Raw genomic sequence first — 19,023 nt, 5'->3', positions numbered from 1 at the left:
GATGCAGCAGTGGGTTTGCCCTATCAATGGAACTCCCGAGCCTGTGTGATCTCCCGGCATTTTTTGTTCAGGAGGTCAAGCTGATGCCTGATCTCCTGTTTTTTTTCCTTCAGGGATTTGATTTTTCGGCAGGCGTAGATGACCGTACTGTGATCCTTGCCTCCAAAAATGGATCCGATCTGGGGAAAGGAATAATGGAGCAGTTTTCTGCAGAGATACATGGCCATTTGTCTGGCAAAAACAACGTCCTGTCTGCGGGTGGAGGAGAGAATGTGCGAGCTCGGTACACTCAAATGATCAGCAACTACGGCAATGATCATTTCATGGGTCAACTCGGTGGTCGTCTGGGCATCGAGTCCTTTGAGAATATTGACGAAGTCTTCCTGGCCCATCCGGGGAGAAATGAGGTTCTGGAAGGCCAGTATCTTGATCAGGCACCCCTGCAGACTGCGAAAATCAGAAAAATGTTGGGCCAGGGTGAGCATCTGTTCGTTGCTGAGTTCGATGTGCCGTTTCTGACATGTTTTGTTGATAAATTGAAGACGGATATCAAGGTCCGGCCGCTTGAGGGTGACCATGAGTCCCCACCCAAGGCGAGACTTGAGACCGGGTTCCAAAAAATCCATCTCCGGTATCCGCCGGCTGGTGGCCAGGACGATCTGCTTGCCGGATTCGTGAAAGGCATTGAACAGGGAGAGAAAGTCATGTTGACTCTCCTGGAAGGACTCGATTTCCTGGAAATCATCAATGATCAGAATATCGGAATCGAGAACTTTCTGGAATTCAGGCATGAAGCTGATTTTTTTGCGCAGACTCTCAAATGTTCCCCAAAAAATATTTTTGGGTCCGGTGCCCCGTTCCAATGTATTGAGGATGGCCTTGCAAAGATGTGTCTTGCCTGAGCCGCTTTGCCCGTAAAGTACAAAGGGATTGTATATGGTTTCTTTGTGGGTGGCGACTTCTTTTGCCGATGCCAGCGGAAAATAATTTTTATGATTGACGAGAAAGGAGTCGAAATCAAAACAGGTATCGTTATTTTTTTCGTTTATCTCAGGATGGATTGCTGTTTCCAGGGATGTGCGTATATCGACGTTGTTCCCGACGTTGTATTCAATATAGATTTTTTCCTTGAAACATTTGGATATCGCATTTTCGAGATGATCCTTGTAGGATGCAATAACCATGTTCATGAAGAATGTATGTGGAAAAACAACTTTCAATCCTGAAGTATTAAAGGAGATATCCAAGGGATCGAACCATTGAACAAGGTTCTCCTCCGAGAATTTTTGCTTCAGAATCTGACGTATTTTCATTCTTTTCACGAAAAAAACACCACGAAAAGCTGCCAAAGGGTTGTAAACAAGTATTTGCCCGTGCCGCAGGATTCCTGTAAGAGCGGGGCGAACGTCGCTTACGAGGAGATATCATGGGAAAAGCATACGAAGTTACCCGAACCATCGCCCAGATCAACGAGAAAATCAAAGCCGGCAAAGCGGTGGTCCTTGACGCACAAGAAATGACGAAACTAGTGCGGACCGAAGGCAAGGTCAAGGCTGCAAAAAAGGTTGATGTTGTCACCACAGGGACTTTTTCCCCCATGTGCTCATCAGGCATGCTTTTTAATATCGGGCAGCGTCCTCCGACAATCAAGACCTCCAGGGTCTGGCTCAACGGGGTCCCGTGCATGGCCGGGCTGGCTGCCGTGGATTCCTATCTCGGGGCCACCGAACCCAGTGAAGACGATCCCCTGAACAAGGTCTATCCGGGAACCTTCAAATATGGCGGAGCCCATGTCATCGAGGACCTGGTCAACGGCAAATCCGTGCACCTCAAGGCCGAGGCCTATGGGACGGATTGTTATCCCCGCACCCGGCTAGAACGGGATATTCTTCTGGACGATCTGCGCAATGCCATCCTGCTCAACCCGCGCAACGGCTACCAAAACTATAATTGCGCAGTGAACAGCACGGACAAGATCAAGTACACGTACATGGGTCCGCTCAAATCGCGATTTGGCAACGCCAATTACGCCACTGCCGGAGCCTTGAGCCCATTGTTCAATGATCCGTATTTCAAGACCATCGGACTTGGAACCAAGATTTTTCTCGGAGGCGGGGTCGGATACGTTCTGGGCCCGGGTACCCAGCATGTCCCTGATCCCGAGCGGAATGAACGGGGGATTCCCATGACCGGGGCGGGTACGCTCATGGTCAAGGGGGATCTCAAGCAGATGAAGCCGGGTTTTCTTCGCGGGGTGAGCATTGTGGGCTACGGGGTTTCCATGGCCGTGGCCCTGGGCATCCCCATCCCCATTCTGAATGAGGAAATGGCCTGGTTCACCGGGGTCGGGGACGAAGATATCCAGATGCCGATCATGGATTACGGATACGACTATCCCCGGGCAAATGGAAAGATCCTCACCCATGCCACCTTTGCCGAGCTCAAAAGCGGTAGTATCGACCTGGACGGCAAGCAGGTCGCGACCATTCCCGTGACCAGTCATACCAAGTCCTTGGAGGTGGCCACCCTGCTCAAAAAATGGATCGAGGGGGGGCAATTTCTTTTGACCGAACCCCAGGAACCCATTCCTGCCTGGTAAACGAAAGCCAAACCCCATGCGAATCCAAACCGCCCGGCGGCCATGTTGTGGCTGCCGGGCGGTTTGACGTTTCAGCGGGATGGAATGGATGGGTTTTATTCGTCTTCTTCAAAGATGGCGTTGATCTCGTCATAGACGTAGCGCAGGTACATCATCTTGGGGCTTCCTCCCATGGCCACGGCCAGCCAGGCCGCGTCGATGATCTCGTCCTTGCTCGCCCCGCTGGTGGCCGCTCCCTGGACGTGCAGGGCGATGCACATGTCGCATTGGGAGATAATGGCGTTGGAAAGCAGGATCAGGTGCTGAACCTTGTCGTCCAGGGAGGAACGTTTCTTGATCTCTTTTGAGAACTCCTGATATTTTTTATAGATATCTCTTCTCGTCCGGTTGATGTGCCGGAATGTCTGGGCGATTTCCGCGGATCGGTCTTCGGGCATGGGTGCATAGCTCCTTGAACGGTTTGGGTGTTGGCCAGGAGGCGGGTCGGGCAGAGTCGGCAGGCTGATCGATCAGGCCTGCATCTTTTCGTGGATGGTGTTCACCGCCTTGAGAAGTTCATCCAGTGGTTCTCCCTGGGCCTGGACAATGGCCACGACCTTGGCCAGTTCCTCGGGATGCTCCTGGGCCAGGGTCATGAAGGAGGTCATAATGTCGGGTGTGATTTCCATAATATCTCCATATAATTGTTGAATTTAAGAAATTTAAGAGATTTAAGATATTTAAGAGATTTAAGAAATTTAAGAAATTTAAGAGAGTTGAGAGATTTGAGGGGGTTGAGAGCTTCGGAAGGGGCGGAAAGTCATTGGGCGTTAAGGTCCGCTGTTCCCTTTCTGAATCCTCCCGCATTTCAAAATAGGTATCAACCTCTTATCGTTTCTGCATGTTTTCAAGAACCTTGAAAAGGGCCTGGGTTCCTTTGTGCTCAAGTCCCTGGGCGGCTGCTTCCTGGTAGAATCCGTTGACAAGGGAGAGGCCGGGGAGTTCGATGTTCATGGCCCGGGATTCGTCCAGGGCAATACCCATGTCCTTGATGAAATGCTTGATGAAAAAACCGGGTTCGAAATCCTGCTTGGCGATCCGGCGGCCCAGGTTGTTGATGGACCATGAGGAGGCCGCACCGCTTCCGATCACGTCGATGACCGCATCCATGTCCAAACCCGCCTTGTGGGCGTACAAAAGGGATTCGACCACACCGATCATGGTGCCGGCGATCAGGATCTGATTGGTCATCTTGGTGTTCTGGCCGCTTCCGGGCCCGCCCATGAGGGCGATGGTCTTGCCCATGATATGAAACAGGGGCTCGACCCGATCAAAGGCGGGCTGGTCTCCACCGACCATGATGGCCAGGGAGCCCTGGCGTGCTCCCAGGTCCCCGCCGGAAACAGGCGCGTCCAGGGCAGCTATGTTTTTTTCGGCGGCCTGGGCGTGAATGGTCTTGGCCAAAGAGGGGCGCGAGGTGGTCATGTCCACGATGATCCCTCCTTCGGGCAGGGTGGACAGGACCCCGTTTTCCCCCAGGATCACCTTTTCGACATCCTCAGGAAAACCGACAATGGTAAAGACGATATCACACTCACGGGCCAGATCCGCCGGGGAATCGCACCAGGTAGCCCCCCGGGTGAGCAATGATGCGGCCTTTTGCCGGGTTCGGTTATAGACCCGCATGGGATATCCGGCCTCCATGAGATGAGCGCACATGGATCCGCCCATGACGCCGAGTCCGATCCAGCCGATTTTTTCCTTGCTCATGTGTGAACCTCCTTGTCGCGTTGGACAATAGTCTGGTAAAAAAGGATAATTCAGTCGTTGGCCAGGTACCCCTGGCTCACTGCCCTGTCGATCAGGTTTTCGGCAAATTCCCAGAGTTCGGGCGATGCCTCCCGGATCTTGGCCATTCGATTCTGAACCTGGCTCCTGCATGTTCCATGGCTCTTCCAGGTCGAGCCCTGGGAGTAGTAATTGTGCAAAAGGGGCATCAGGCGATCCATGGAATGGGCAAAGCGGGCCTCCCGGGACGCTCCCTGCTCGAATTCTTCCCACGTGGTTCGCAAGGTTTCTGCCTGATCAGGGGGAAGAAGGCCGAAAATCCGTGCGGCCGCCTCCTGTTCACGCTCTTCCTTGTCCTGATATCCCTCCTGGTCATAGGCATAGGTGTCCCCGGCATCGATTTCAACTATATCATGAAGAAGCAGCATGGTCACCACACGGGAGAGATCGACATCCTTTCCGTAATCACGCCCCAATACCAGGGCCATGATGGCAATATGCCAGCTGTGCTCGGCTGAGTTTTCCCGCCGCAGGCTGGGGATGATCCGCGATTGGCGTTTGATATCCTTGAGCTTGTCCAGTTCCAGAAGAAAGGAGATCTGATGATTGAATCGTTCGTTGTTCATGGGGGATCATGTAGCCCAAAGTTATATGATTGCAAACAGGGTTTTGGAGTCGGTCCGTGGCGGATTTGTTTCAGGCGGGCTCACCCCGTTCCGGTCGGTTTGAAACGCCTTCGCAGGCCTTGTACCATCAAGCCTTTGCTCCATAAAATCGAAATGTTATGGCAAGATGCCCATTGGGGTATTGATGCTGATGCCTGGCTCGGTCAGACAGTCAAGCCGACCGGAACGGGGGGAGCCCGCCTTGAGATTCCAAGCGGTCGGATGAGAACACTTTGGCCTTGGGAACCGGTCCGAGCCCCTTGGCCGGGAGGAAAAAATAAGAGAAATCTGAAAATCCTGCTTGACATCTTTCCCGGTTTTTGAAAAGAGACTCTCCACGCAAGACGTAGGCGCGTAGCTCAGTGGGAGAGCACTTGCTTGACGTGCAAGGGGTCAGGAGTTCAACCCTCCTCGCGCCTACCACTTAAGAATTCGACGATTAGGGAGGCTAACGCCTCCCTAACTTGTTTTAAGCTTGGAGCACCGGACAGCGACATGATCACGATCAATGGCGAGGAAAGAGAAGTCCTGGCAGGGCAGACCTGCAAGGACGTTTTGGCGCAGGTTCTTTCGGGCAAGCAGCTCAAGTCGACGGTCGCCTGCCTGTGCGACGGCAGGATGCTGGATCTGACCCGGGAAGTGCCCTCCGGATGCAAGAAAATGGAGCCGGTCGCCCTGGACAGTGAAAACGGGCTTGAGGTCATCAGACACAGTGCAGCCCACATCATGGCCGAGGCGGTCAAGGAACTCTTTCCTTCGGCCAAGGTGACCATTGGTCCGGCGGTCGAGAACGGGTTTTACTACGATTTCGATTATGAGCGCTCCTTCACCCCCGAGGATCTCGAGTCCATCGAGGCAAAGATGGCCGAGTCCATTGCCGCGAACAAACCCTTCGAACGGACCGAGATGTCCGCCGAGGCGGCCAAGAAGATGTTTTTGGGGATGAACGAGACCTATAAGATCGAGATCATCGACGATCTGGGCGAAGAGACTGTCTCCCTGTATACCCATGGAAATTTCACGGATCTGTGTCGGGGCCCGCATCTGCCGCACACCGGATTTGTCCGGGCCTTCAAACTGACCTCTGTGGCCGGGGCCTATTGGCGGGGTGACGAGAAAAAAACCATGCTCCAGCGGATCTATGGGACGGCATTTGCAACCCCCAAGGAGCTCAAAAAATATCTGAACATGATTGAAGAGGCCAAGAAGCGGGATCACCGCAAGCTCGGCACCCAGCTCGATCTGTTCAGCTTTTCCGACGAGGCCGCCCCGGGCATGCCTCTCTGGCATCCCAAGGGAGCTCTTGTCAGAACGATTCTCGAGGATTTCGAACGCAAGGAGCATCTCAGACGGGGGTATGATATCGTTCAGGGCCCGATCATTCTCCGCAGGGAATTGTGGGAAAAATCAGGTCATTACGATAATTATCGTGAAAACATGTACTTCACGGAGATCGATGATCAGTCCTATGGGATCAAACCCATGAACTGTCTCTCCCACATGCTCATCTATAAATCGCAGATCCGCAGTTACCGGGATCTGCCCATCAGATATTTTGAATTGGGCAACGTGCACCGCCATGAAAAATCAGGCGTTTTGCACGGGTTGCTCCGGGTGCGTGAATTTACCCAGGACGATGCCCATATTCTGTGTCGTCCCGATCAATTGCAGGACGAGATCAAGGCGATCATCGATTTTGTTCGCGATGTCATGGGGTTGTTCGAGTTCGAATATTCCATGGAAATCAGCACCAGGCCTGAAAAATCCATTGGTTCCGACGAGGATTGGGACCGGGCTACCGGGGCCCTGCAGCAGGCTCTGGAAAGTTGCGGCCTGAACTATGAGATCAACGCCGGTGACGGGGCCTTTTACGGGCCCAAGATCGACGTCAAGGTCAAGGATGCGTTGGGACGAGAATGGCAGTGTGCAACGATTCAATGCGATTTTACCTTGCCAGAGCGATTTGATTTGGTTTATGTGGGCGAGGATGGAGCACGGCACAGGCCGGTCATGTTGCATCGGGTCATCCTTGGCGCAGTGGAACGTTTTCTGGGTATTCTTATCGAACATTACGCAGGAGCATTTCCGACCTGGCTGGCCCCGGTACAGGCACGGGTTCTTACCGTGACAGAGGTGCACAACGAATATGCCAGAAAAGTGCTCTTGAAACTCAAGAAGGGCGGCATCCGTGTGGAAGCCGATCTGCGTAACGAGAAACTTGGTTACAAGGTCCGCGAGGCCCAGATGGCCAAGATTCCCTACATGCTGGTCGTTGGCGAAAAGGAGATCGAAAAGGGTCTTGTCAGCGTTCGACTGAGAAATGGTAAGAACCTGGGGGCGATGCCCTCGGAGGAAGTCATTGAATTGGTAACGGCCGATACCTTGGAGCCGTTCAAAAAGGGAGGAATGAGCTATACAAACTACTAAGGCCCGAAGGAATAAGCAGATTCGAGTTCGTGAAGTACGGGTAGTAACCGACGACGGTTCCCAGCTTGGCGTCATGCCCACGCAGGAGGCTTTGCAAACAGCCGAAGAGCAGGGACTCGATCTCGTGGAAGTGGCTCCCAATGCACGCCCGCCGGTGTGCAAGATCATGGATTATGGGAAATACCAGTATCAGCAGCAGAAGCAGCAGCAACTGGCCCGGAAGAAGCAGACAACCATCCAGCTCAAGGAAATCAAGTTTCGTCCCAAAACGGACGATCATGATCTTGAGACCAAGGTTCGTCATATCCGTAGATTCATCGGCGAAGGTAACAGGTGCAAGGTAAGTATTTTTTTTCGTGGACGCGAAATGGCCCACAAGGACCGCGGGTATGACCTGCTGCAGCGGGTTACCGAATTGGTCAAGGATATTGCAAAGGTCGAGCAGGCCCCCAGATCCGAAGGTCGATCCATGCATCTGCTCTTGACGCCGATACCCAAAATCAAATAAGAGACTCACCCTGCGTTTTTCTGCTTTCCGACACTTCCTTTTTGTTTCGGGGTATCCGGCAGGGCACGTCCGTGAATGGTGACGGAATGTGCTGTGCCTTTTTTCGATGGTAAACATGAAAGCGGGTGTACCTTCCCGTTACATCCATCCGCTTTTTTGCATATATAATGAGTTCATCACAGGAGGGTTGTATGCCTAAACTGAAAACCAACAAGAGTGCTGCCAAGCGCTTCACCACGACCGGTACCGGCAAGGTAAAGCGGAACAGAAGCAACAGTCAGCATATTCTTACCAAGAAGAACGCCAAGCGGAAGAGAAAGTTGCGTCAGTCCACCACCTTGGACGGCAGCAGACTCAAATCCATCAAACGGCTCGTACCCACTATTTTCTAAGAGGAGTTGCTTCACATGCGTGTTAAAAGAGGTAAAGCCGCACACAGACGGCACAAGAAATATTTGAAGTTGGCCAAGGGCTACCGCGGGGCCCGGAGCAAGTTGTATCGCACCGCGCGGGAAACGGTTGAGCGGGCTCTCGTCTACTCCTACCGTGATCGCAAGCAAAGAAAGCGTGAGTTCCGCAAACTCTGGATCATCCGTATCAGCGCTGCCTGCAAGGAACACGGTATTTCCTACAGCCGCTTCATGCACGGTCTCTCCGAGGCCGAGGTTGGATTGAACAGAAAGGTTCTGGCCGACATGGCCGTCAACGATAAGGGATCCTTCGCAAAGTTGGCCGAAATGGCCAAAGCCAAAGTGAACTAGCGTGACAAAAAAAGCATTGATCGAAATGTTGGAGAGCCTGGTCGGGGAGCTTGAAGAGGCCCTCGGCCAGGTTTCTTCTTTGGATGATCTGGAAGCGATCCGGGTCAGGTTTCTGGGGCGCAAGGGCGAGCTGGCCGGACTCATGCCCCGTGTCGGCGGACTGCCTGCCGAGGACAGACCGGAGGTGGGCAAGGCCGCCAACCGGGTCAAGACCGCGCTGATCACACTCTGGGAGAGCAAGAAACAGGAGCTCGAACAGGCCGTGGAAAGGGAATCCCTCGCCGGATTCGATCCGACTATTCCGGGGCGTACTCCGGACCGTGGATCGCTCCACCCGATCACCCTGGTCATGAACGATATCTGCAAGACATTCACGGGTCTTGGCTTCGAGGTGGTCTCCGGTCCTGAGGTGGAAAACGATTTCTACAATTTCGAGGCCCTGAACCTGCCCCAGGATCATCCGGCCAGGGATATGCAGGATACCCTGTATATTTCCGACAAGATCCTCATGCGCACCCAGACCTCCCCCCTGCAGGTCCGGACCATGGAAAAGCAGCGCCCCCCTGTCGCAGTGATCGCCCCGGGCAAGGTCTATCGTCGGGATTCGGATCTGACCCACACCCCGATGTTTCACCAGATCGAAGGGCTTCTGGTGGACAGGGACGTGACCATGGCGGATCTGCGGGGAACCCTGAACGCCTTCATCCGGACAACTTTTGGCGCGGATGTGAAGATGCGCTTTCGTCCCAGCTTTTTTCCCTTTACCGAACCCAGCGCGGAAGTGGATATGAGTTGCGTCATCTGCAAGGGCACCGGCCGGGTAAACGGCAGTCCCTGCCGGGTGTGCAAGGAAAGCGGCTGGGTGGAGATTCTTGGATGCGGCATGGTCGATCCGGCCGTGTTCTCCAATGTCGGCTACGACCCCGAGGTCTATCAGGGATTCGCCTTTGGTCTGGGAATCGAGCGTATCGCCATGCTCAAATACGGGATCGGCGATCTGCGCATGTTTTTCGAGAATGATGTCAGATTTTTGGGACAGTTCGTCTGAGGGTGGCCCCTTGAGTTTGGCTGTTCTTTTTATGAATTTTTCCGCCTTTTTTTCATGCGGTCCATTCACGTCGGGATCGCACATCCACATAACACACAGAGATTTCTCCCATGCTGCTCAGTTTGAACTGGCTACGAGATTTTACCCCCTATGAGGGGGATCTGGACGAGTTGGCCGATCGGTTGACCATGCTCGGTCTGGAAGTTGACGAAATATCCCAGCCCTTTGCCCATCTCGAGAATATGATTGTTGGACACGTGGTCGAGTGCGAAGCGCACCCGCAATCCGATCATCTGCATGTCTGCAAGGTGGACGTGAACCAGGGCGAACTCTTGAGTATTGTCTGCGGGGCTCCCAATGTGGCCCGGGGACAAAAGGTTCCGGTTGCCCCGGTGGGAACCCTCATGCCGAACGGGGTCAAGCTCAAGAAGGCCAAGCTTCGGGGCGTGCCTTCTCACGGGATGATCTGCTCGGCCGTGGAGATGGAGCTTGGAAGCGATCACAGCGGGATCATGGTTCTTGACGAGGGGCTTGCTCCGGGAACCAGGCTTATCGATGCCCTGGGCCTCGAGACCAAGGTTCTGGATATCGACATCACTCCGAACCGGGGGGATTGTCTGAGTGTTCTCGGGTATGCCCGCGAGATCGCAGCCGCCTATCATCTGCCTTTGACCATGCCCAGGGTAGAGCTCGTCGAATCCGGTCCCTCCTGCGAGGAGATGGTTGCCATCCAGGTCGATCAGGCCGGACTCTGCCCCTCCTATCTGGCCCGGATCATTCAAGGGGTATCCAATACCCAGAGCCCGGACTGGATGCGTTACCGTCTGTTGTCCGTGGGGCTTCGGCCCATCAGCGCCGTGGTCGACGTAACCAATTACGTGCTCATGGAGCTCGGTCAGCCGCTGCACTCCTTTGATTGGAACAAGATCCAGGGCGGCAGAATCAGGGTCGCTCCGGCTGAAGACGGCATGGTCTTCACCACCCTGGATGACAAAAAGCGCCAGCTGGTATCAACGGATTTGCTTATCTGGGACGGTGAACGTCCGGTGGCCCTGGCAGGGGTCATGGGGGGAGCCAACTCGGAGATCGTGGACTCTTCCACGGATGTCCTCTTGGAGAGTGCGGTCTTTCATCCGGGTACCATCCGCAAGACAGCCAGACGGCTGGCCTTAGGCAGCGATGCCTCCTTCAGATTCGAGCGCGGGGTAGACCAGGTCGGTTCCCGTTTGGCCCTTGACCGGGCCGCGGATCTTATTGCCACCTGCTGTGGCGGACAGATCGCCAAGGGTGTCGCTGGATCGGTTCCCAAACCCTACACGGCAAAATCGATTTATTTTCGTCCGACCAAGGCTACCGGTCTTCTGGCCCTGGATGTCGAAGACGGGTATTGCGAAAAGGTTCTTACCTCTCTGGGCTGCGAACTGGATACAGACGAAGAGGGATATCAGGTCACCCCTCCCAGTTATCGTCTCGATCTCGAACGCGAGGCCGATCTGATCGAGGAAGTGGCCAGGGTGTACGGCATGGACCGTCTGCCGGTCCGGCTGCCCAGGATCAGCAAGAATCTCGATGCCATGCTCCATGAAGATCCTTTGTTCGCCTTCAACAGCAGGATCAAGACATGGGCCATGGGATGCGGACTGCACGAGGCGGTCAACTACAGCTTTGTCGCCTCCAAGGATATGGATCAACTGGGTATTCCCGTGGAAGGAAGGGTCGAGATATTGAATCCTCTCAACGAAGAGCTCAATGTCCTGAGATCCCAGATCGCCCCAGGCCTGTTCAACTCCCTGAAACACAATCTGGCCCAGGCCACCACCCGTCTCAGACTTTTTGAGGTTGCCCAGGTTTTTACCCAGGATCCGTCTTCGGACACCATGACCAAAGAGACGAACCGGCTGGGTATCCTTCTCTACGGCTCCCGCGAACCTCAGGGCTATCCCTTTGCCGAGGGGGAGGTCGACTACTGCGATATCAAGGGGCTGGTCGAAAATCTGGCCGAACACCTCGGTATCGGACCGCTTGATTTCACTCTTGTGGAGGACCATTCCTATCTCCGTCCCTGTGTCCAGGTGATGTGTGGAGAGACTGCAATCGGATTGGTGGGTATGCTCAAGCCAGCACTGGCCGATGGGTATAACGCCGGCAACACGGTCTGGTTTGCGGATCTGAATCTGGAAGCGATCATGAATCTGGCCATCAACGCGGTATGCACCTTCAGCCCCATTGCCAAATTTCCGGCAGTCCGGAGAGATATCACCATCATCGCTCCCAAGACCCTGCCCTTTGGACGCATCTCGGAGGTCATTCTCGCACGCAAGGAACCGCTGGTGGAAGATGTCGTGCTTCTGGATATCTACAAACCAGAGGAACACGCCACGGAAAATCATGTCAGCCTGCGCGTGACCTACAGGAGCATGTCCAAGACCCTGAAGGACAAGGAAGTTGACAAGGTGCATACGCGCATAGGACAAGAACTTTTGAACAAGCTGGATGTCAGGTTTCCGTAAGGAGACTGGGGAGCCAACCGTTGTCCGGGGTCACATGTCCGATTCGTTGCCAACGAGGTATAAAATTGGCCAGGCAGCCAAGGCTGTCGGGGTGGAACCTCATGTGCTCAGATTTTGGGAGAGTGAATTTCCCCAACTGGTTCCCTGCCGCAAACCCAGTGGTCAGCGATATTATACGGATGAGCATATCGATCTGCTCAACCGGATCAAACAATTGCTGTACGAGGACAAGCTGACCATCGAGGGTGCCCGGATGCGTCTTCAGGACCAGTCCAGCCTGTCCACCCTGTTGCAGGAGATCGAGAACGAATTGCAAGACCTCAGGAGCCTTCTCACAGAAGACTCCTGAGGTCTTTTTGTTTGTGGAAGAGGTAGGTTTTTTGGCTTGAACAGGTCATGTGACAAGGAGATAACATGTCCGATACCATGCGACTTTCTCAGCGAATCAGCCGGATTCAGCCCTCGGCGACTCTGACCATCAATGCCTTGACCCAGAAACTTCGGGCCCAGGGGAAAGAGGTCATCAGCCTGGCCGTGGGACAGCCCGACTTTCCCACCCCGGAGCATGTCTGCGTCGGTGCCCACGAGGCCATTGACCAGGGGTTCACCAAATATACTGCCGTACCAGGCATAGACGAACTCAGAGAGGCTGTGGCCGGATATTTCAAGCGGTTTTACGGGGTAGATGCCGGGTCGGAAAACGTCGTGGTCACCAACGGGGGGAAGCAGTCCCTGTTCAATCTTTTTCAGTCATTGCTCGATCCCGGTGATGAGGTTCTGCTGCCCGCCCCGTACTGGGTCAGTTACCCGGCCATGATCCAGCTGGCCGAGGGACAAACCGTTATTGTTCCGACGGAACCGGAAGAGAATTTTCTGGTCTCTGTAAAGGAACTGGAGGCCAGCCGAACCGACACAACCAGGGTGCTCTTACTGAACACACCGTCCAATCCCACGGGATGCCATTATTCCAAAAAGGGGCTGGACGAGATCGCCCAGTGGGCCGTGGATCACGATATCTTTGTCATTTCCGACGAGATCTACGATCAGCTCGTGTACTCCCCGGCCGAACCGGTCTCCCTGTCCACCTGGTGGGAAAAATATCCGGAGCGTTTCGCCGTGGTCAACGGCCTGGCCAAGAGTTTTGCCATGACCGGGTGGCGGATCGGGTACACCCTGGCAGCCGAACCTTTGATCAAGGGCATGTCCAAGATCCAGGGACAATCCACATCCAATATCTGTTCCATCGCCCAGAAGGCCGGACTGGCCGCCCTGACCGGTTCCTGGGAACCCGTGGACATGATGCGCAAGGCCTTTGCCGCACGGCGTGATCTGGCCTTGGACCGGGTCAGGTCCTGGCCCGAGGTGGTGTGTCCGGCCCCTGCCGGGGCGTTCTATCTCTTCCCCCGGGTCGATCGGTATTATACGCATGGCATCAAGGATTCCACGGCCTTGTGTTCGCATATGCTGGAAAAGGCCGGGGTGGCGCTGGTGCCTGGAGCCGCCTTTGGGGACGACCGCTGCGTGAGGATTTCCTATGCACTGGACGAGGCGACCATCACCCGTGCCCTGGACAAAATCGAGCAGGTCTTGATGGAATTGAAATAAGTACGCAGTGCACGAGAAGTACGCAGTACGCAGTGCGCAGTACGCAGATGAGGAAAAAATTTGTAGTCGAGGGGTGATCCCGGGAGCACGATGTGCTGTTTGCAGGAGCGGGAACACATGGCTTTTCCCCGGGTCATATTTCGGGTAGAGTCGGGTGGTTTTCGATGTCCTGTACGGTTTAAAAACCTGCGCACTGCGCACTGCGTACTGCGCACTTTCCGCACTGCGCACTTCCCGTTCTGCACACTTTTCCGTTCCAAGGAGCGACTATGACCACGAATACCACTACGAACACCCCCGCCTGGACCGCCTTGAAGGCCCATGCCCGGGAGATGGACCATGTGCACATGCGATCCCTGTTCGACGAAGATCCGGATCGGTTTGTCATGTTTTCCCGTCGGCTTGGGTCCATTTTGTTTGATTTTTCCAAAAATCGGATCACGGACACAACCATGGATCTGCTTCTGGCCCTTGCCAGGGAGCGTGGGATCGAGGAAGGGATCGCGGCCATGTTTTCGGGGGAGCGGATCAATGTGACCGAGAACCGGGCGGTGTTGCACACGGCCCTGCGCAATCGCTCCGCCAGGCCGGTTTATGTGGACGGCCAGGATGTCATGGGCGAGGTCCGGGAGGTTCTGGCCAGGATGCGTGATTTCACTCAAAGGGTCCGTCGGGGCGAGTGGACTGGGTATTCGGGCAAGCGAATCACCGATGTGGTCAATATCGGCATCGGTGGATCGGACCTGGGTCCCAAGATGGTTACCCAGGCCCTGGCTCACTACGGTCATCCCGAGATGCGTTTTCATTTTGTGTCCAATGTGGACGGCACGCACCTGGCAACCACCCTTGAGGATATTTCTCCGGAAACCACTCTTTTTCTCATCGCCTCCAAGACCTTTACCACCCAGGAGACCATGACCAATGCCTGGTCCGCCAGGGGCTGGTTATTGGATCATGCCGGGAATGCGTCCCATGTGGCCAGGCATTTTGTGGCCATGTCCACCCATGGGGAGGCCGTCAAGGCTTTCGGCATCGATCCGGAGAACATGTTCGTGTTCTGGGACTGGGTCGGAGGAAGGTATTCCCTGTGGTCGGCCATCGGGTTGTCCATTGCCCTGTCCATTGGCATGGATCGGTTTGAAGAGTTGCTCCAGGGGGCCTTTGAGGTTGACGAGCATTTTCGCACCGCCGCCCTGGTGGACAACATCCCCGTTCTCATGGGGCTTCTGGGCATCTGGTACCGTGATTTCATGGGTGCCCAGACCCACGCCATCCTTCCCTATGATCAGTATCTGGAGCGTTTCCCAGCCTATTTCCAGCAGGGGGATATGGAGAGTAATGGAAAATCCGTGACCCGCCAGGGGAAAAAGGTTGCCGACCAGACCGGCCCGATCATCTGGGGAGAGCCGGGTACCAATGGACAGCACGCCTTTTATCAGCTTTTGCACCAGGGAACGACCATGGTCCCCTGTGATTTTCTGGCCCCGGCGCACTCCCTGAATCCTCTGGGGGATCATCATGAAAAGCTGCTGGCCAATTTTTTCGCCCAGACCGAGGCCCTGATGCGGGGCCGGACCCTGGATGAGGCCCGCGAGGAGCTTTTTTCCCGGGGATTGTCACCTGAAGAGGTCGAATCACTGGCCCCGCACAAGGTTTTTCCAGGCAACCGGCCGACCAATTCCATCCTCTTCGAGCGGCTCGATCCCAGGACCCTGGGCTCTCTGATCGCCCTGTACGAGCACAAGATTTTCGTCCAGGGATGGATCTGGAAAATCAACTCCTTTGACCAGATGGGCGTGGAATTGGGGAAACAGCTCGCCGGAAAGATTCTGCCCGAGCTTGCACAACCCGAAGCCGTGTCCTCCCATGACAGCTCCACCAACGGGTTGATCAATTATTGGAAGGAATTGCTCGGAGATCGGAACCAGGGGTAGTGATGGGAAGTGCGCAGTGCAGGGAAGTGCGCAGTGCACAGTTCGCAGTGCGCAGGAAAAAAATGGTCATTTTTCAGGTCCGGGTGGAGCTCCTTGGGCGGTCGGGCGGGCTGATAATCAAACGTATGTTCTAAGAAATTAAGAAAATTAAGAGATTGAAAACGCCCGCACACTCTCAACGGTTTTTTGTTGAACTATATGACATCAAGAATGGTTAAAGGCACCTGCATGTAACTGCGCACTGTGCCCTGCGCACTCATGTGCCCTTTTTTACTTTGTTCATGAGGAGTTTTTTTGTCGAATCCACTTCGTCCTGATCCGGCTCATCCGTTTCAGCTTGTCAAATTTCTCTCCTGGGGATCGTTGATTCTGATTCTGGGGTTCAGCCTTTTTTTATCCGTGTTTCTGGCCAATTATGCCCGGAATATGGTCCTGCAGAAGAAAAAGGATTTTGCGCTTTTGCTGGCTGAAAATCTGAACCATCAGATCTATCAGCGGTTCACCCTGCCCACGGTTCTGGGGTTTGGCCGGATTCAATTGAAGCAGGATGCCCAGTATAAACGGCTGGACCAGGTGGTCATGTCGACCATCCACAGTTTTCATGTCCTGGATGTGCGTATCTACGACACCGGAAACCGCATTGCCTACAGCATGGAATCCGGGGTGGTGGAAAAACAGGAGATCGGCGGGAGCCAGGTCCAGGAGGCCATCGACAAGAGACGGTTCAATTTCGAACTCTTGAGTCGTCTGTCAAACTGGCGGGCCCTGTTCACCCTGAATCCTCCGGCCAGATCCTTTGTTTTGAGAACGACCTATCCCCTGCGCGCCGAACGTAAACTGGGACGACTCAGCGATGCCGGACCGCTCATGGGGGTTCTGGTCTTTACCCAGGACATCACCGAGGACTACGAGCAGGTCATTCATTTCCAGCGGTTGATCATCCTGACTACGTTCGTGTCTTTTCTGGTTCTCTTTTTTCTTCTCTGGATGCTCATCATTCGGGCGGACAGGATTTTTGCCGAACGGATGCGGGAAAAGAAGAAGCTCGAGGATGACCTGCACCAGAACGAAAAGCTGGCTTCCATGGGCCGGATGGTCGCCTCTATCGCCCACGAGATCCGCAATCCCCTGGGGATCATCAAGAGCAGTGCCGAATTGCTGCTCAAGAAGGCCCGCAAGGACGGGGATTCGCGGGCCGGGATCATTCAGGCCGTGGTGGATGAGGCTGAGCGGCTGGCCAGGACCGTGAATGATTTTCTGGATTATGCACGTCCCAAGACCCCGAATATGGACGAGCTTGATCTCTGCCGCATAGTGGACCATATCATGGCCTTTCTGGGTAATGACCTGAAGGGGCGAGACATTGAGATCGTCAGGGACTGCCCTGAAAACACCCTGGTCCTGGGGGACAACGATCTGATTTACCGGGCAGTGTACAACTTGGTGATCAATGCCTCGCAGGCCATTGAAGGGGCAGGGACCATCCAGGTCATAGCGCGGGAACAAGGCGACGCCGTCATCCTGGAAGTTCAGGACAGCGGACCGGGATTCGATGCGGATATCCTTGAAAAATACCCGGAGCCTTTTTACACCACCAAGGATTTTGGGACCGGTTTGGGGTTGTCCATTGTGGCCAATATTCTGCGTTCCCATGGCGCCCGCCTGGAATTGGCCAATAAAGAGGGGGGGGGAGGGGTGGCCCGCATTGTTTTCACCCGCCCATGAGCCACCACCTGCACCGACAACGACGAACGGTCCGGATGGATCGGGAATGAACGAGGAATCCATGGAATACGAGGAAAATATGGCTGGGAACATTCTGATCCTGGATGATGAAAAAAATTATCTGTTGGTTCTGGAGGCCATTCTCGAAGACGAAGGCTATGCGGTTACCGCCCTGGACGATCCCAGGCTGGGGATGACCTTTCTGGACGAGTCCGAGGTGGATGTGGTCATCACGGATATAAAAATGCCCGGGATGACAGGCGAAGAAGTGCTCGAGCGGGTCAAGAAGGATTATCCGCATATTCCCGTGCTGATCATGACCGCCTTCGGGAGTATCGACAACGCTGTGGAGGCCATGAAATGCGGGGCCTTCGATTATATCACCAAGCCCTTTTCCAACGAGGAGCTTCTGCTTTCCGTGAACAAGGCCATGAAATTGGCCCGGGCGGAACAGAAAAATCGGCTTTTACGTCAGTCCATCACCCAGCAATTCGGCAAGCACCATATTCTGGGACAATCCAAGGCGATCATGGAGGTGCTGACCCTGATGGACCGGGTAGCCACGTCAAAGAGTTCCATCCTGGTCACCGGAGAATCGGGTACCGGCAAAGAGCTTATCGCCCGGGGCATCCATGCCTCGTCGGACAGAAGGGACAATCCGTTTATTTCTGTCAATTGCATGTCCCTGAATCCCGGGGTCCTGGAAAGCGAGTTGTTTGGTCATGAAAAGGGATCGTTCACCGGGGCCGTGGCCAGGAAGCGGGGGCGGTTCGAGCAGGCCCATAACGGCACACTTTTCCTGGACGAGATCGGCGAGCTTTCTTCGGATCTGCAGGTCAAGCTGCTGCGGGTGCTCCAGGAAAGGGTCATCGAACGGGTCGGCGGAACCACTTCCATTGAAGTGGATTTTCGGCTGATCAGCGCCACCAACAAGGATCTCAAGGTCGAGGTGGAGCAGGGACGATTTAGGGAGGATCTCTTTTATCGTCTGAACGTGGTCCATATCCAGGTTCCTCCGCTGCGTGAGCGCAGGGAGGATATCCCGCTTTTGGCCGCCCATTTTCTGCACAGATACTCCAAGGAGAACGGGCTGACCGATAAGAATCTCTCTACCCAGGCATTGCAGGCCCTGACCGCCTATGAGTGGCCCGGCAATGTGCGCCAACTCCAGAATGTTCTCGAGCGCAGTGTGGTTCTTTCCTCCCATGAGACCATCGAACCGGATGACCTGCCCGCAGAGATCAGAGATGAGGAAACCCAGTTCAAGAGCGCTGTTGATCTTTTGCCCCCGGAGTTGGATCTGGCCAGGACCATGGAAAAGATCGAGGCCGCGCTTATCCGCAGAGCCTTTGTTCAAAGCCGTTTCGTCAAGGTCAAGGCGGCCGAGCTTCTGGGAATCTCCAAAAGCCTTTTGCAGTACAAACTCAAGAAATATCATATCTCAGCCCGGCCCTGATTGTTTTCCCTTTCCTAT

17 protein-coding genes and 1 tRNA gene are annotated in these 19,023 nt (G+C 54.6%); 13 read left to right on the top strand and 5 right to left on the bottom strand.

Translation table 11 applies throughout. The features are described from left to right. Positions 1 to 23: 23 nt before the first annotated feature. Positions 24 to 1,313, bottom strand: coding sequence for a DnaA ATPase domain-containing protein (locus ACTVJH_RS03070; RefSeq protein WP_455987341.1), 1,290 nt, complete (start codon positions 1,311 to 1,313; stop codon positions 24 to 26). Between the two features lie 113 nt (positions 1,314 to 1,426). On the opposite strand from ACTVJH_RS03070, the gene ACTVJH_RS03065 reads away from it, so the two are divergent. Continuing rightward, positions 1,427 to 2,599, top strand: a complete 1,173-nt coding sequence (locus ACTVJH_RS03065; protein WP_455987339.1) for a homocysteine biosynthesis protein — start codon at positions 1,427 to 1,429, stop codon at positions 2,597 to 2,599. A 95-nt stretch (positions 2,600 to 2,694) separates the two neighbouring features. On the opposite strand, the gene ACTVJH_RS03060 is transcribed toward ACTVJH_RS03065, so the two are convergent. The 4 genes from ACTVJH_RS03060 to ACTVJH_RS03045 all read right to left on the bottom strand — a co-directional run bounded on the left by ACTVJH_RS03060 (position 2,695) and on the right by ACTVJH_RS03045 (position 4,992). Next, positions 2,695 to 3,036 (bottom strand): carboxymuconolactone decarboxylase family protein, encoded by a 342-nt coding sequence (locus ACTVJH_RS03060; RefSeq protein WP_455987337.1) that lies wholly within the window; start codon positions 3,034 to 3,036, stop codon positions 2,695 to 2,697. A gap of 72 nt (positions 3,037 to 3,108) precedes the next feature. After that, complete coding sequence (locus tag ACTVJH_RS03055; protein WP_455987335.1) at positions 3,109 to 3,267, bottom strand: hypothetical protein; 159 nt, start codon at positions 3,265 to 3,267, stop codon at positions 3,109 to 3,111. Positions 3,268 to 3,466: 199 nt separating this feature from the next. Continuing rightward, entirely contained in the window at positions 3,467 to 4,348 is an 882-nt protein-coding gene (locus tag ACTVJH_RS03050) for an NAD(P)-dependent oxidoreductase (RefSeq protein WP_455987333.1), read from the bottom strand. 50 nt (positions 4,349 to 4,398) lie between these two features. Further along, positions 4,399 to 4,992: an HD domain-containing protein gene (locus ACTVJH_RS03045; protein WP_455987332.1), complete on the bottom strand. Its 594-nt coding sequence runs from the start codon at positions 4,990 to 4,992 to the stop codon at positions 4,399 to 4,401. Positions 4,993 to 5,379: 387 nt separating this feature from the next. Here ACTVJH_RS03045 and ACTVJH_RS03040 point away from each other — a divergent pair. The 12 genes from ACTVJH_RS03040 to ACTVJH_RS02985 all read left to right on the top strand — a co-directional run bounded on the left by ACTVJH_RS03040 (position 5,380) and on the right by ACTVJH_RS02985 (position 19,005). Further along, positions 5,380 to 5,454 (top strand) — tRNA-Val (locus ACTVJH_RS03040). 72 nt (positions 5,455 to 5,526) lie between these two features. Further along, positions 5,527 to 7,458: a threonine--tRNA ligase gene (gene thrS / locus ACTVJH_RS03035; RefSeq protein WP_455987331.1), complete on the top strand. Its 1,932-nt coding sequence runs from the start codon at positions 5,527 to 5,529 to the stop codon at positions 7,456 to 7,458. Further along, complete coding sequence (gene infC, locus ACTVJH_RS03030; RefSeq protein ID WP_455987428.1) at positions 7,445 to 7,966, top strand: translation initiation factor IF-3; 522 nt, start codon at positions 7,445 to 7,447, stop codon at positions 7,964 to 7,966. The genes thrS and infC overlap by 14 nt, the downstream gene beginning before the upstream one ends. A 191-nt stretch (positions 7,967 to 8,157) precedes the next feature. Further along, positions 8,158 to 8,358 carry a 50S ribosomal protein L35 gene (rpmI, locus tag ACTVJH_RS03025; protein ID WP_455987329.1) on the top strand — a complete coding sequence of 67 codons (201 nt, stop codon included), beginning with the start codon at positions 8,158 to 8,160 and terminating at the stop codon, positions 8,356 to 8,358. A gap of 15 nt (positions 8,359 to 8,373) precedes the next feature. Beyond that, complete coding sequence (rplT, locus tag ACTVJH_RS03020; RefSeq protein ID WP_455987327.1) at positions 8,374 to 8,727, top strand: 50S ribosomal protein L20; 354 nt, start codon at positions 8,374 to 8,376, stop codon at positions 8,725 to 8,727. A gap of 25 nt (positions 8,728 to 8,752) precedes the next feature. Beyond that, a complete protein-coding gene (gene pheS / locus ACTVJH_RS03015; RefSeq protein ID WP_455987426.1) occupies positions 8,753 to 9,775 on the top strand; it encodes a phenylalanine--tRNA ligase subunit alpha in 1,023 nt (340 codons plus the stop codon). 110 nt (positions 9,776 to 9,885) lie between these two features. Beyond that, a complete protein-coding gene (pheT, locus tag ACTVJH_RS03010; protein WP_455987325.1) occupies positions 9,886 to 12,285 on the top strand; it encodes a phenylalanine--tRNA ligase subunit beta in 2,400 nt (799 codons plus the stop codon). Between the two features lie 34 nt (positions 12,286 to 12,319). Continuing rightward, positions 12,320 to 12,634 (top strand): MerR family transcriptional regulator, encoded by a 315-nt coding sequence (locus ACTVJH_RS03005; RefSeq protein WP_455987323.1) that lies wholly within the window; start codon positions 12,320 to 12,322, stop codon positions 12,632 to 12,634. Between the two features lie 77 nt (positions 12,635 to 12,711). Further along, positions 12,712 to 13,890, top strand: coding sequence for a pyridoxal phosphate-dependent aminotransferase (locus ACTVJH_RS03000; protein ID WP_455987424.1), 1,179 nt, complete (start codon positions 12,712 to 12,714; stop codon positions 13,888 to 13,890). A 269-nt stretch (positions 13,891 to 14,159) separates the two neighbouring features. Next, positions 14,160 to 15,824 carry a glucose-6-phosphate isomerase gene (gene pgi / locus ACTVJH_RS02995; RefSeq protein WP_455987321.1) on the top strand — a complete coding sequence of 555 codons (1,665 nt, stop codon included), beginning with the start codon at positions 14,160 to 14,162 and terminating at the stop codon, positions 15,822 to 15,824. A 294-nt stretch (positions 15,825 to 16,118) separates the two neighbouring features. Further along, complete coding sequence (locus ACTVJH_RS02990; protein WP_455987319.1) at positions 16,119 to 17,549, top strand: sensor histidine kinase; 1,431 nt, start codon at positions 16,119 to 16,121, stop codon at positions 17,547 to 17,549. 79 nt (positions 17,550 to 17,628) lie between these two features. Then, positions 17,629 to 19,005, top strand: a complete 1,377-nt coding sequence (locus ACTVJH_RS02985; RefSeq protein ID WP_455987422.1) for a sigma-54-dependent transcriptional regulator — start codon at positions 17,629 to 17,631, stop codon at positions 19,003 to 19,005. Positions 19,006 to 19,023 lie beyond the last annotated feature (18 nt).

This window comes from Desulfoplanes sp. PS50 (assembly GCF_053851535.1).
Note: the sequence above shows the minus strand (reverse complement) of the source record. Positions and strands in the feature narration are given on the sequence as shown.

Bases quoted from the DNA above. Each gene is read 5' to 3' on its own strand.
- ACTVJH_RS03050 (WP_455987333.1), bottom strand. From the start codon at position 4,348: ATGAGCAAGGAAAAAATCGGCTGGATCGGACTCGGCGTCATGGGCGGA.
- rplT (WP_455987327.1), top strand. From the start codon at position 8,374: ATGCGTGTTAAAAGAGGTAAAGCCGCACACAGACGGCACAAGAAATAT.
- pheT (WP_455987325.1), top strand. From the start codon at position 9,886: ATGCTGCTCAGTTTGAACTGGCTACGAGATTTTACCCCCTATGAGGGG.
- pheS (WP_455987426.1), top strand. From the start codon at position 8,753: ATGTTGGAGAGCCTGGTCGGGGAGCTTGAAGAGGCCCTCGGCCAGGTT.
- ACTVJH_RS03065 (WP_455987339.1), top strand. From the start codon at position 1,427: ATGGGAAAAGCATACGAAGTTACCCGAACCATCGCCCAGATCAACGAG.
- ACTVJH_RS03070 (WP_455987341.1), bottom strand. From the start codon at position 1,313: ATGAAAATACGTCAGATTCTGAAGCAAAAATTCTCGGAGGAGAACCTT.
- rpmI (WP_455987329.1), top strand. From the start codon at position 8,158: ATGCCTAAACTGAAAACCAACAAGAGTGCTGCCAAGCGCTTCACCACG.
- ACTVJH_RS02985 (WP_455987422.1), top strand. From the start codon at position 17,629: ATGGCTGGGAACATTCTGATCCTGGATGATGAAAAAAATTATCTGTTG.
- pgi (WP_455987321.1), top strand. From the start codon at position 14,160: ATGACCACGAATACCACTACGAACACCCCCGCCTGGACCGCCTTGAAG.
- ACTVJH_RS03055 (WP_455987335.1), bottom strand. From the start codon at position 3,267: ATGGAAATCACACCCGACATTATGACCTCCTTCATGACCCTGGCCCAG.
- ACTVJH_RS03000 (WP_455987424.1), top strand. From the start codon at position 12,712: ATGCGACTTTCTCAGCGAATCAGCCGGATTCAGCCCTCGGCGACTCTG.
- ACTVJH_RS03060 (WP_455987337.1), bottom strand. From the start codon at position 3,036: ATGCCCGAAGACCGATCCGCGGAAATCGCCCAGACATTCCGGCACATC.
- ACTVJH_RS03005 (WP_455987323.1), top strand. From the start codon at position 12,320: ATGTCCGATTCGTTGCCAACGAGGTATAAAATTGGCCAGGCAGCCAAG.
- ACTVJH_RS03045 (WP_455987332.1), bottom strand. From the start codon at position 4,992: ATGAACAACGAACGATTCAATCATCAGATCTCCTTTCTTCTGGAACTG.
- thrS (WP_455987331.1), top strand. From the start codon at position 5,527: ATGATCACGATCAATGGCGAGGAAAGAGAAGTCCTGGCAGGGCAGACC.